This window comes from Bradyrhizobium sp. WSM4873 (assembly GCF_055811355.1).
The window spans coordinates 1-11,976 of record NZ_JBVVPS010000069.1 but is presented as its reverse complement, the minus strand read 5'-3'; the positions used below and the strand labels follow the sequence as shown (position 1 = coordinate 11,976).

General features: G+C 58.6%; 12 protein-coding genes. 4 read left to right on the top strand and 8 right to left on the bottom strand.

Annotation, left to right across the window (positions count from 1 at the left end; genetic code table 11):
• The first annotated feature begins 239 nt into the window (after positions 1-239).
• The 4 genes from AC0L21_RS37250 (at position 240) to AC0L21_RS37235 (ending at position 4,607) form a co-directional block, all read left to right on the top strand.
• Complete coding sequence (locus tag AC0L21_RS37250) at positions 240-1,289, top strand: nucleoid-associated protein (RefSeq protein WP_317245309.1); 1,050 nt, start codon at positions 240-242, stop codon at positions 1,287-1,289.
• Positions 1,249-2,682, top strand: coding sequence for a hypothetical protein (locus tag AC0L21_RS37245; protein ID WP_317245310.1), 1,434 nt, complete (start codon positions 1,249-1,251; stop codon positions 2,680-2,682). Before AC0L21_RS37250 ends, AC0L21_RS37245 begins: the two co-directional genes overlap by 41 nt.
• 152 nt (positions 2,683-2,834) lie before the next feature.
• Positions 2,835-3,533: an SGNH/GDSL hydrolase family protein gene (locus AC0L21_RS37240; RefSeq protein WP_473255627.1), complete on the top strand. Its 699-nt coding sequence runs from the start codon at positions 2,835-2,837 to the stop codon at positions 3,531-3,533.
• 42 nt (positions 3,534-3,575) lie between these two features.
• Complete coding sequence (locus tag AC0L21_RS37235) at positions 3,576-4,607, top strand: S1/P1 nuclease (RefSeq protein ID WP_473255626.1); 1,032 nt, start codon at positions 3,576-3,578, stop codon at positions 4,605-4,607.
• On the opposite strand, the gene AC0L21_RS37230 is transcribed toward AC0L21_RS37235, so the two are convergent.
• The 8 genes from AC0L21_RS37230 to AC0L21_RS37195 all read right to left on the bottom strand — a co-directional run bounded on the left by AC0L21_RS37230 (position 4,604) and on the right by AC0L21_RS37195 (position 11,753).
• Positions 4,604-5,065 (bottom strand): hypothetical protein, encoded by a 462-nt coding sequence (locus AC0L21_RS37230; protein ID WP_473266904.1) that lies wholly within the window; start codon positions 5,063-5,065, stop codon positions 4,604-4,606. The genes AC0L21_RS37235 and AC0L21_RS37230 overlap by 4 nt on opposite strands.
• 10 nt (positions 5,066-5,075) lie before the next feature.
• Positions 5,076-5,354, bottom strand: a complete 279-nt coding sequence (locus AC0L21_RS37225) for a hypothetical protein (protein WP_317245314.1) — start codon at positions 5,352-5,354, stop codon at positions 5,076-5,078.
• A 64-nt stretch (positions 5,355-5,418) separates the two neighbouring features.
• Positions 5,419-7,197 carry a phospholipase D-like domain-containing protein gene (locus AC0L21_RS37220; protein ID WP_473266901.1) on the bottom strand — a complete coding sequence of 593 codons (1,779 nt, stop codon included), beginning with the start codon at positions 7,195-7,197 and terminating at the stop codon, positions 5,419-5,421.
• Between the two features lie 39 nt (positions 7,198-7,236).
• Positions 7,237-8,337: an SLOG cluster 4 domain-containing protein gene (locus AC0L21_RS37215; RefSeq protein WP_473255623.1), complete on the bottom strand. Its 1,101-nt coding sequence runs from the start codon at positions 8,335-8,337 to the stop codon at positions 7,237-7,239.
• A 641-nt stretch (positions 8,338-8,978) separates the two neighbouring features.
• Positions 8,979-9,179: a hypothetical protein gene (locus tag AC0L21_RS37210; protein ID WP_456766196.1), complete on the bottom strand. Its 201-nt coding sequence runs from the start codon at positions 9,177-9,179 to the stop codon at positions 8,979-8,981.
• Positions 9,180-9,655: 476 nt separating this feature from the next.
• Complete coding sequence (locus AC0L21_RS37205; RefSeq protein ID WP_317245318.1) at positions 9,656-10,096, bottom strand: hypothetical protein; 441 nt, start codon at positions 10,094-10,096, stop codon at positions 9,656-9,658.
• Entirely contained in the window at positions 10,086-11,150 is a 1,065-nt protein-coding gene (locus AC0L21_RS37200; RefSeq protein WP_473255622.1) for a helix-turn-helix transcriptional regulator, read from the bottom strand. Before AC0L21_RS37200 ends, AC0L21_RS37205 begins: the two co-directional genes overlap by 11 nt.
• A gap of 69 nt (positions 11,151-11,219) precedes the next feature.
• The gene (locus AC0L21_RS37195) at positions 11,220-11,753 is read right to left on the bottom strand and encodes a hypothetical protein (RefSeq protein WP_473266899.1); all 534 of its coding nucleotides are present in this window, start codon (positions 11,751-11,753) and stop codon (positions 11,220-11,222) included.
• Between the last annotated feature and the right edge of the window lie 223 nt (positions 11,754-11,976).

Sequence of the window (11,976 nt, the reverse complement as noted above, 5' to 3'; positions counted from 1 at the left end):
ACCCGGTCCATCCGGGCAACCCTCGTCGCAACATCGAGGGTGAGTCGCCTCATTTTGTGGGGGGACATACAGTCTAGCGGCGTGGCGGCTCGTTCACCGTTCAACAGACCGGCGCCCCGCCACACGTTGGGGATGGAATTCTTAACAAGATGCAAGACTCTTAACGGAACACGACGCAAATTTTGGAATAAAACAGCGCCGCGATTGCAATCAGTTCTCTTTTTGTTCTATGGTGATAAATGTCCTTCCTTACTGAGCAGGAACTCGAAAGCCTGCGCATCGATCAGAGCGTTTTTCATATTGTCGGCCCGGGAGAGGAACATTTTCAGCTACTGACTGCGTTCGATGCCGGTCGACACGCAGCTTTTTTCCTGGGCCGCGTCCGATCGGTCAACAGCGGAAACCGATACGAGTTTCTCGCGGACGCGCCGGTGCGGGCGCAACTGGCGCGGATCAGCCGGGATAGGGCAACTTTCCAGGAGCAAAGCGAGAAACTCGCGACAGCGTTCAATGAGGCTCACGGAGGCAGCACGGCTGTCGGTGCCTTCTTGATCTTCTCGCTGTCTTGTTCAGGTGGCCGGTTATATGCACTTCTGAAATTCGAGGACGAAAAGGTTCTCAGCTACGACTACGACGTCAGCCGCGGCCGTTCGGGCAAGCCGAAGCCGACCTTCGGCGAGATTGAGCGGACTTTTGTCCAGAACCGCAATGCCCTGCAGAAGGCCGCGCTGATCAAGCTCGGCAAAGAGCGCGACGAAATCTGCGTTGTCGATCGTCAAAATCCGCAGCGGCCTGCGGCCTATTTCGAACAGTTCTTGCTCGTGCGACGCCAGCGAACGGAAGAGGAGCTGACAAGGACAATCGTCGAGGTCACGCGCAACATTGCGCACAAGCACAAAGACATACTTCCGCAGGACACGATGAAAAATCTGGCGCAACGCCTCTACGACGCCAGCCAATCAGGCGGTTCCGTCGACGGCGAAAGTGCTGAAAATTGGCTGAAGAGCATTTTCGGGCCGCTGCCTGATGATAGCCCCGTGCTGACCGACTTCAAGGCAAAGCTGAAGCGCGAAGGAATGGCGGGCGAATCGTTCGTGCTCCAAAAGAACGCAATTCAGGCTCCCAAGAACCGTCGCGTTGAGACGGCAAGCGGGGTCAAATTGACCTTCCCTGTCGGTTTGATGTCTTCAGTCATTTCGGTGAACCGCGACAGGGGCGAGATTATCATCAGGGACAAGATCACACTCGATGACTTCGAGATCAACACATCTGGTCGAACGCGTACGTGAGCTTGTCGCGAACGGCGCCGTGGCGGACGAACGTATTGACGCCCTCGTGTTGCGAGGCCGGCTACCGTCCGTCGATGCGCAGGTCGCCTGGCTCGGCTTCGTCGACGATGTCCCACCGCCGTTCTCGTCCTTGCAAGTCTATAATCCGGGTCTCGGTGGTGATCTCGTTGGGAGTGATATCTTTGATTCGACCCGCGAGATCGTGATCACGCTCGGAAAGCCAACTGCCGACGGCTGCGCCTTCTTTATCTTCCAGTCCGACATCCCACAATACTTGGCGCAGCGAACTGTCCTTCCGCGCCTCGCGATCGCCGACTTCAATTCCACTCAGGCATTTCGCGCACGAGGATTGGAGTTCGCTTCATGGGATTTCGCGCAAACGCCACCGCGAGCCGAGCCTTTGCTTGGGTCTATCGACCCCACTCGCTATGTTCGTGACTTTGTCCCCGACCGTGAAATCGTTACCGATCTCAATCCCTGGCTATTATTGGCCGCGCCAGCGGTTTCATCGCCGGCGTATCAAGCTTGGGAAACGGTTTCTGCCCGCAGACTGTTGGGCGGTCTCGTCTCCCGCGCCTGGCTCGAGGATGGCCAGGTCTGGCTGCAAGCGGCGGCGACGCCTCCGATCTATCGCATTAGAGCCGATGATCCTGCCCTGCCCGGCGCTCGTTCTCGATTGACTGAATCCGCCAACTGGGTTTTTCTTTCGGGGACAGATGTCGAGGCACGCCACCTGCTCTTTTCCGGTGAGTTGGCTCGGGCGAGCCGTCCTCAGCAAGATCTCGCCACGACATTGGAGCAGGCGCTTGAGGCGGCCAAAGCTGCCTATGAAGCTCACGTCCAATCATCGAGCCGCGAGACTCTGAAGGCGCTCGCCGATCTCCGCAAGACCGTGATTGATGAAACTCAGAAGGTAGCGCAACGGGCGCAGGATCTTGCGGCTACGCTCTGGCGCGACCTGGCCGTCTCGGCTGCGCCTTTTATACTGAAGATCCTGGGAGATGCGGCCAAGACACCGGGTCCTCTCATCTCTTCCTTATTCTACTTTGCGGCCGCCGTATTCATCGGTCTGTCGTTTGCGTTGCAGTGGCGGATCAATGGCGCGTTCTTCCAAAGCCAAGCCTCGTCCCGACGGAGCTGGATGCAAAGTCTTTTTAGTTACATCTCCGTTCGCGAGCGGGAAGAAATCGCTGAAACGCCGATCGAACAAGCGATGAAGAACTATCGGGAGACCCGCGGCGTACTGCTTGTGGTCTATGGACTGTTGATCGGAGCTCTCGTTGCCGCCGGTGTCCACACTCTACACGATGTAACGCCGTCACCTTCGAGCCCCGTTACAGGCGTCGCGCCCAGCCCAGTACCAGTTCCGCCGCCTCCGGCAAAGCCGCCGTAAATTTGAGCGGTTAAGATTTCTACTAGCCGCGTATCCGCGATCGAGATCCAACAGGGCTTGATAATAGTCGAATGCAACTGCGATAGCGTAATCGCCCCGTCACATTTCGGCACCAAATTCCGTCGAAACTCTCGAGCGCGTAGCTGAATCTCATGCCCGCAGTCGATCAGACCGCCATTCCAGCCCAACCGAAGCGGTTTCAGCACCATATGCGGTGGTTGTCGGGACGCTTGGCCGGCGTCGGAGCAATCAAGATCGTGGCGATCGGCTCGCCGACCACGGCGGGTGAAGGCGACATCGTGCCCTATCCGCAGCGTCTCGAGCGGGCGCTGCGCGCAAGCTTTCCGGGCAGGAACTTCGATATTCTCAACCGCGGCGTCGGCGGTGAAGAAGCTCCAGACGAGCTACGAAGGATTCAAGGCGACGTACTCGGCGAGCAACCATCGGTCGTGGTCTGGCAGGTTGGTACCAACGCGGTTTGGAAGAACCAGGATCTGGACGCCACCGCCGGCGCGATCCAACGCGGTCTCGCGATGTTCGCAAATGAATTGATGGACATCGTGCTCATGGACCTTCAGTACGTGCCGGCCGTGCTCACTCCGATCATGGAGGAGCGAGCACACCGAATGGTGGCATTGATTGAGACGGCAGCCGGCCGGGCCGGCTTCCCGGTCAACGTGTTCCACCGCTTCGCATTGATGAAGCAGTGGCATGAGGCAGAACGGGTCTCCTTTGACCGGATGGTCGATCCCACCGATCCTGACCGCCTCCACCACAGTGACTGGAGCGCCCGCCGGATGGCAGAGGCGCTCGCCAACACGATCGCGATCGGCGCCACTGGAGGCTCATAAATGAAACGAAGTGTTGAAGTTTTTCCTACGCGAGGATCCGTCATGGCTAGAATTGCTGCCAGCGTCATTGTGCTCTTGAGCCTCTTCTTGGCAAAGCCCGCGTCCGCTTGGGGACCCGACGGACACCGCTTGGTCGGGTCGATTGCTGACCAACTACTGACCCGGAATGCCAAGCAGCAGGTGAAGACCTTGCTGGGCGTCGACCTACGGCAAGCCGGGCCATGGCTCGATTGCGTGAAGAGCGTCCACAGGCAAAACGATGGCAGCCTCGCCTACGTCGTGGATCCCCAGTACGAACCTCCCTGCACCCCCTTCGCGAACGACCGTAACGCCATGGTCGATTACGCCGGCCGAAACTGGATCGATTGCGTCTATCCGGAAGGAGCGAGCGCGACCGCCAATCTTGGCTGTCACAATACGTACCATTTCGACGACGTGGCCGTTCAGCGCGACAAGTTCGATCGAAACTATGCGGGTACCAATGATCATGATTTGGTCGCGACTACCAACGCCGCGATCGCCGTGCTGCTTGGCCGGCCGGCTCCGCCGCCCTTCGACATCAAGGACAAGAAGGAGGCTCTGTTCATACTCGCTCATCTCGTGGGCGACATGGCACAGCCCCTTCATGTCGCTGCGCCGTACCTCGATCCCAACGGAAGCCTGGTCGATCCGGACGTCACGCACACGATCGACCCGTCGACCGAAACCGCGGGCGGCAACTGGATCCACGATAAAGCCGTCACCGTCGGAAACGACACTTTCCATCATGCCTGGGACGACACCCCATCCGATCTGGGAGACACCGCCCCGCTGGCTTTGGTGAACGTCGCAAAGGCCGTTCCGGCCGATACGGACCGCATCGAGAACTGGTCAGCAATTTGGGCCACGGACACGATCGTGGTGGCGAAACAGACGATGTCGAATGTGACTTACACGAAGATAGGTCCCAGGAAATGGACGATCTCCTTCTCGGATCGAGCTGCGTACCTTCAGTCGGCGGATACTATCAAGCGACAGCAGCTTGCCAAGGCGGGAGCCCGTCTCGCCGAGATCGTGAACCACGTTTGGCCCTAGTCAGAAAAGCACTCTCGCGGAAACGATCCGTCAATCTTCGTGCTCGGCAGCCGCGGGCGGCTCTTTGGGGGACAGCCCGGGCGTCGCGTATTCTGTTTCTTGATCCGCATCGCCAGGATAGTCGCATAAAGATCACGCGGAGAGGCCTTGTCGAGGTCCTGCAGATCACGATAGTTGGCCAAGAAATCCAGGATGCTCGGCCTCAGTGGCCGTGTGTCTGTCGGCGCTCGAGTTTTGAGCTTGCGGTCGAGGTCGAGCTTGGTGAGCTCGATTGCATGCTTACGCCATTCGACCTCTCTATCTTGTCTGTCGCGCGCGCCTACGACAAATTTGGTGATCACCCCGGTAATGACGCCAACGATCACGGCGCCGGTCGCACCTACGACGGCCGTTACGGCCGTCAACGTAGCCGGCTGCAGCTTAGACAGCTCTTGAAAAAACTCTTGAAGCGCGCTCATGGAGAGGATCTCAGGCTGACATGGCTCCGCCCGCCTGACCTTCCGTTTTGCCGACAATGAATTTCCGTTCTAGGACCTTTCCGGTCGAATCCTTGGCGATCACGACCAATTCCGTCCCGCCCGCGCCCTGCGGCATCCGCATCTCTTCGTGACACGGCGGGTCGGGACAATCGCTCTCGTGCACCACCTTCCCGCTCAGCCGGACGGTAATGCGGGTCACGCCGATGCCACCCAGGATCGTGAAACGGAAATTCCTGCCTTCGACGGGCGGCTTTGCATCCAATTCCATTCGTGAAACCATTCGCTAGTGAAAGGATATCGCACCACTCACCGTCGCAGTGCCTTATTGAACGCTACTGTGGACACCATACTGCCAAGTGCTTCTTGCGCGAAGCGGATAGATAGCGGCCCTGCGACGCGGGATCGTCCGACAAGTGCGACCACGGTACCTTGCCCCGATCGAACTGCCGCTTGACGTAGGCACGCCAGGAATAGTGCTCATAGGTGGCAAGACAGGCGACACTGTACGCCTCCGCCAGAGATCGATTGCCGTGCACCACGACAAAATTGTCGTCGTTCTGCTCGCTGGCGGACCCGGAAAAGTTGTGGGATCCGGTGACCACCTTGCAGTCGTCTGAAAAGGGGTCGATCACGATCATCTTTGAGTGCGTGATCGCATGGCCGATGCCCGGGTTCTGGTTGGGAAACAGAAACTGGCTGCGCGTCACTTCCCCAATCCAGTCCGAAAAGGACTTCACGACGCCTTCGGGCTGCACCAGAGCCGTCTCAAACTCATGGGACTCGGTATCGAGACCTCTCAGCGAGAATTTTTCGCGGTTATCCGACGTGACGGTGCTGACGACACCCCTGACGTAGATCTCTGAGGCCCTTGCGACAATATCAGCGAGTGGATCGGGACCGGGCCGGAACATCACATAGAGGATCACGTCCTTGGCGCCCGTCACGAGCTCGATGAGCGCCTCGATGTCGATACCTTTCCGGACATTCTTCTTCGACTTGCTTCGGACCCGGGTGAACCAGACGTCTGTCCCGTTCGCCGGACGCGGCGATTTGGCGTTGTCGCCCACGAGATCCGGCGTGAAGTCGCTGCCAGCATCTCTCAGGCGGCCCCACTGCTCGAAATACAATCCGGCGATCTTTGGGTCGACAAACAGAATTCCATTATTGGCCTGCGTGCAGAGGCCGGTCGGCGCCCAATTCGTGCTTCCGGTCCACACCTTCGTTGCGACGTCGCCTTTGGTGGACACAACGACGGCGAACTTGTTGTGACCCAGGCCCTTTGAGCCGAGGATCCTGTCGTGGACGTCAACGCCGGCCGCCTTCAGCTCCTCGCGGACATCCGCGTTGCCGTCGCCCCCCTTGTCGGAGCCATTCGATAGCACCAGGTGCGCGCGCCGCTTCAAAAGCTTCAGCCGCGCGATCAGTTCCTCATCTGAGAGCTCGTAAATCGCCAGATAAAGCTCCAGCCTGGGATCCCCAATGACTTCATCGAGCAAGCGCAGGAGCGCCAAGCGAAGTTCACCCGAGAGAAATCGCCTCAAAGGCTCTTCGAGGTCGGCTATGTGATCCTTGATGTCGCGCGGCTTCCAGTTCTTCTCACGCGCGATGCGTGCGACGAATTGAGACATGACGAAGCCGCGATTGAAATACGCCTCTATGCCGTTGCCGGCTTGGCCATTCACGTGGATGGCTTCGGTCCAGCCGGAATCCGCCAAGGACAGCAGCGTGTTTTCTCCGACAATGCCCTCCCCGGACGATCCTACCGCATTGATGCGATAGCGGACCGTCTGGCCGTTGTTGGCGCCGTGATCCGTCCATTCGTATCTTTGGAAAGGCCATACATTCGACGGCCTTGAGCTATTTGCGTCATCAGCGCCATCGGCGGGCGGCTGATCGGTAAAGCCCACGCGATTGCGCAGGATCTCCGTGGGCGACCAATTCCCACCCACCTGGCGCTGGCGCTCAATCATGAAGCCCAGGCATCCGGGGATCGGTACGTCCGAAGCAGCACCGCTGGAGACGCGCCAAAAGAGCTGGACATCGTCGCAATCATGATAGGCAGTTGCTCGTATCTGAGTTCCATTGACCGTATTCGAAACCGCACCCGGCATGGCGATGCCTCCTCCCCTCGATGGGCATGTGACCCTTTGTCAGGCTCGGCTCAAGAAGCTGGTCGACACCTTCATCGGCTCGTCGGCCAGCGCAAACATCAAGTTCTGCAGCGCTATGCCAGAATGAAGCCGCAGCACATCGCCTATCTCCTTCGCGTCTACCGTGAATCTGACCTTGAGCAGACAGGCCGCGCCATCTTTCTTGCGAGCTCTCGCCAAGGTGAACAGGTTGCGGACGGTGTCGTCGACCTTGACGCCCTTCTTTGACGGAATGGGATCACCATTCGCGTCGTATTCGGCATCGCGTTGCCAGTAGCGGTTCTCGTCGAAGAAAATCATTGGCGTGAACGATTTTGCGTCAGGGACGTAGCAGTTTCGCTCGGCGTCTTCGAAGATTTCGCGCATCGTGCCGCCGCTACCCCGGGCGTAGACGATGCCGGTGCGCGAGTTGGTGATGAGTGTCTCCTCGCGAATGCTATTGAGGAAGAACTTGGCGTAATGCGTCGCAAAGGGCGTGGTCGGCTCCTGACCATAGAGCCAGGTGGGCACACCGAGGCTGAGGCTCGGCTTGGCCGGTGCACGCGTCCTGGCGTCCAGAGCGGCGTTGATCCAGCGCCTCGCGTCGTCGAATTGGGTCTCGTGGCCCGGCGCGACCCCTCCGTCGCTGGTCACGAGCTGATCCAGCACAGGAAGCAGGGGCTCCTTCCCGAGGATGAACAGCGCCGCCGAGAAGGCCGCATCGTCGGCGCCCGCGAAAGTTGCGCCGACGTGAGCGGCCTCCATCGCACCGGGGCCGCCGCCCGTAACGATCATAAAGCCCTGTTCGGTCAGTTGACGCGCCAGCCTTGCTAGCGTCGCATAGGCAGGTTCCGCCCTCGACAGCTCGTGCCCACCCATAATGCCGACGAGCTTTGGCGTCTCCTGCGTCAGGAAGCGTCTGAGCGCGTCAGAAATGTTGGCATCGTGGTCGGCCTGCTTCCTCCGCACGTCCAGAGTCGCCGGGTTGTCAGCGCCGTCAGCGACATATTGCCGGAAGACCCGGAAATCCCACGCCTCCGCCAGTCCCATCTTCGAAGTCGGATCGTAGCCGCGTAGAAGATCTTCGGAAGAATACAAATCGGTGGGCAATTCGTAATCCAAGGGATGCTCCTAAAAACTCAGGTCAGATCGAAGGGACGGGGAATCCGCCCAGCGGACGCCGGCCGGCCAACCACGGCAAACATTCTCGGTGCAAGGTCAAATGCCTTAAACTACAGGTAGAGTGTGACATTCACTTCTCAGGTAGGCAAGGCCAAATTCCTTTCGTTCCGCCACGGCCATCCGGAGGGATCTCAGCCACCGCTCGTTTGCTCGCTGAAATCGTCAAGCCCATGCCGGCACTGAGCTCCCTGCAATTGGAAGTGCGGACAACGGCGAGGCTGACGAGAAGCAAACAAAGCTAAGTCGTTGGGTTGTTCGCACCATCCCACTCAAAAGCCAATTGAAGGAGACGCCCCTCGATGAGCTCCTCGCCGAATCCATCGAGCAGGGCAAGAATGAACCCAATCGATGACATCCTCGATATGTTCGAGACTCTGCATGAGCGGCTGGTGCGGGCGGAGGGCATGGTCGCTGACGAGATCCGGCGGCGTACGCGATGACTCCTCATGCCGCAGTCAGCGCGGTTCAGTGCCGTAAAGCCAGCTTGTACCAACGCGAGCACCGCGACCGCGCGCGGCCGACACCCGGACCGGTCGATGAAAACATAGAAAATCGACGACCGGGCCGCGATCCGACTACTCTTAAGCTTCGCCCGAGCCGGAAAACAGCACCGTCGGTGGCGCCGCGCGCGACGGCGGGAGAGTCCGACCGCCCGGGGCTCCCGGTCTGCTCTTGAGATCGTATCGCTGGGCCAGGTCGAGTAGCCGCCGCTTGGTGAATGGGTCCGCGTTTTCCGCCAGATCGCGCGCCCGCTGTGCGAAGCCCCTATAAAATTCTTCCACGACGCCACCCCGCAACATCACTGAAAATCGGATTTCAACGTGAGACGCGCTCCGCGTCAAGCGGCCTGGTACATAAGAACAATTTTCGGCGATTGACTTGGGCTCGCGGCAGGAGGGGAACTAAGCTGCTCCCAGCAGGCAAAAAACATGACTCGGCTCTACCTCAGCCGGAAGCTGTGCCCGAAGTGCGGTAAGCCGATGACGGCCGTACCCGACGACGTCGCGCCCGGCCGGCCGCGCTACGTCTGCGTGGTCTGCGAGGACGATCCGCTGCGATCCCGCCGCCCGGAAGCGGGCGGAAGCCGCAGGGCTCTTCCTCGGAGGTCGCGCAAAATGTGCGTGATCCATCAGATCGAGTATGCTGTCGCGCAGAAGCCCGCTGATTAATCCTCATTGTCTAGCAAGGAAGTAGCCTACGACTTGCTGCTCCTCAGACTTTGCGTCCGGAGCGACGGTTCACGAGCCGTCTTCAGCGACTACGCGATCGGCTCCAGCTCAGAAAGGCACTTTTCCAGATTGGCCTTTGCTTGAGAGAGATAGGTCCTCATGGAAGAAAGCTGACCGACATCCGGCTTGGCTCGTCCAGAACTGGCAGCGCCCAAATGCTGACAAACCTTGACCAGGTCGCTTGTCATGTCTTCCAGAACAAACGTCAGGTTCTCAAGCGTCATCAATTGATAGAATAGTGGGCTTGAAATTGCTGCATCTTCCGCAAGCGGTCCATTTAGCCTCACGTCTACCAAAGGGACAAGCACATCGGGCGCGTCCTGACTTACTTTGCCCATGCAAGTGAGCAATGTGGTGTAGGTAGAGGGAACATAGATGACACGATCGACTACCGATTGGCTATAGAGAACGAGCGTTTCCTCGGTGAGGCCTTCGGTCGGCGTTAGATCAGACTGATCCTCAGTCGACATGATTTTCGCTTTCCTCGCTGTAGGCGTGCATTATAAAGTGCGACACTTTTGGCTGCACCGGCTCGACGAGCACGTGCGTTCTTTGCGCTTCCGACTTCTTTTCGTTTGCCGTTACCACCTGGGCACCTCGATAGGAGCGCTTTCCTACTACCTTCACATGATGCGCTTGCGCCGGCACGGGCGCGGGTGGCGCCATCGTCGGCGGCTCATGATTTGCCAGCATTTGCAGCACGTCAAACATGTTTAGTCGGGGAGGTCTATTGAACGGCAAGCCTCCGATCTGCACCAGGTGATCATAATCTGACTTCAATACCGGATCATGAACTGCCTTTCTGAGAATGTTGAGATAGAGTTCTCCGGCGTCCGCAGCGATCTGGGCCGGTGCATGCGGGAGAAGAGGCTGCACATGACGGCCGAACAGCGCCGGACGAGCCGGCTGCACGGCGCGCGGGGGTTGCACAGCGCGAGCGGGTTGCGCAGCGTTAATGGGTCGTGCAGGACGCGCGGCAGAAGCTTCCTTTTTTGAAAGCGCAATCGCGCCATCTCGTGTCATGCAAAAATGAGCTTCTTTCCCATAAGTCGTTCGCTCCACAAGACGGGCATTCGCCATCATGTGCAGTATCCGGCTCAGATTGGCCGGTTTGAGTCCGAGTTTTCGAGCGATCGCGGCCTTTTCCAGAGGCTTCCCGTCAGCGGAGCGAAGAAGCCTTAGTATCGCTAGGACGTGTTGCCGACTGAGAATTTCACTGACGTTCGCGACTTTGGATGTCGCAATCGACATCTCCAATAGATCGTAGAACGCACGCAAACGCTCCGCATAGGCCGCGTTCTTCGTCAAGAGGGCGGCGCTCGAACGGCGAAAGATATCAAACCACTGACGCAACTCGTCGTCGCGGCGCCTTCCGTCAAGCGCCTTCCAGAGCCAAGCGCCAAGCGCAGAATACAGGCGTGCGTAACTTGCCTCGGACCCCTCCTTCAGGAGCGCAGACACGGCAAGCCTAGCTTCCGAAGCCGAAGCGTCGCCTAATTCGATTCTTTCGAGCGCGGCATCCATGACCATGTCCATACATCATAACGGTTAATAACGCTTTAGTACGCTTTACCGTGATTTTGCCTCTTGAATCTAGGTGGCCTGAGGCCAGCGATAAGAGTTCCAAACGGTTTTTTGTCCCAGTTGCTCAACGGGAACCTTATTGGGGCGCTTGGGCATAGGTAATATAGCACCTATGCGCCCGTCTTTGAACTCGGTGTCCGTCATGTGTTGAACGACGAAGGTTCGGGTGCCGAACTTCACTCCCATTTGGGCCGCAGTCGTCTGATGTCCCTCCATGGTTTGATCGTTTCCCATCGAGGGAATGAGCATCAGGTCGATATCCATTTTGGTGAACGGGTTCGTCTCGGCATCTGCGTCGCAGAAGTCCAAACAGATCGCGAAGCCGATAATTGCGGCCTCCGTTGCGAGAACGCACAACTTGGTACCCGGCGTGATGTCTTCCTTGCCCCAGCCCCCACCCGAGAAGGGAGCAATCTTATCGTAAACCAGCCGCTCGATCCCGTAGCCGTCGAAAACGAGCGCGCGATTGACGACCCACTCTTTCGTAGCTTCGTGCCAGGTCCCCGCAACTACGACTTCGGGTGGCAACCGATCATCAGCCACGTCACGATCTTGAAGAAGAGCCTTAATCCGACCGCGTAGCTTTGGAGGTACAGCCAGTTCAGGCCAGACCACGGCAACGCACTCTTCGTCCAAACACTTCGTGATCTGCTCTTCGACGACCGCATCCGCATAGGGAGAATTCGGGAGATGTCCCGATCGGTGTTGAACTACGTCGGGCCGACGTTGCCGGGATGAATGTTACGCGGCCCTCGAGACGTGGGCA

What these genes read in the sequence shown, in the direction of transcription:
- AC0L21_RS37200 (WP_473255622.1), bottom strand. Translation starts at nt 11,150, where the DNA reads ATGGATGCCGCGCTCGAAAGAATCGAATTAGGCGACGCTTCGGCTTCG.
- AC0L21_RS37235 (WP_473255626.1), top strand. Translation starts at nt 3,576, where the DNA reads ATGGCTAGAATTGCTGCCAGCGTCATTGTGCTCTTGAGCCTCTTCTTG.
- AC0L21_RS37240 (WP_473255627.1), top strand. Translation starts at nt 2,835, where the DNA reads ATGCCCGCAGTCGATCAGACCGCCATTCCAGCCCAACCGAAGCGGTTT.
- AC0L21_RS37250 (WP_317245309.1), top strand. Translation starts at nt 240, where the DNA reads ATGTCCTTCCTTACTGAGCAGGAACTCGAAAGCCTGCGCATCGATCAG.
- AC0L21_RS37220 (WP_473266901.1), bottom strand. Translation starts at nt 7,197, where the DNA reads ATGCCGGGTGCGGTTTCGAATACGGTCAATGGAACTCAGATACGAGCA.
- AC0L21_RS37230 (WP_473266904.1), bottom strand. Translation starts at nt 5,065, where the DNA reads ATGAGCGCGCTTCAAGAGTTTTTTCAAGAGCTGTCTAAGCTGCAGCCG.
- AC0L21_RS37205 (WP_317245318.1), bottom strand. Translation starts at nt 10,096, where the DNA reads ATGTCGACTGAGGATCAGTCTGATCTAACGCCGACCGAAGGCCTCACC.
- AC0L21_RS37245 (WP_317245310.1), top strand. Translation starts at nt 1,249, where the DNA reads ATGACTTCGAGATCAACACATCTGGTCGAACGCGTACGTGAGCTTGTC.
- AC0L21_RS37225 (WP_317245314.1), bottom strand. Translation starts at nt 5,354, where the DNA reads ATGGAATTGGATGCAAAGCCGCCCGTCGAAGGCAGGAATTTCCGTTTC.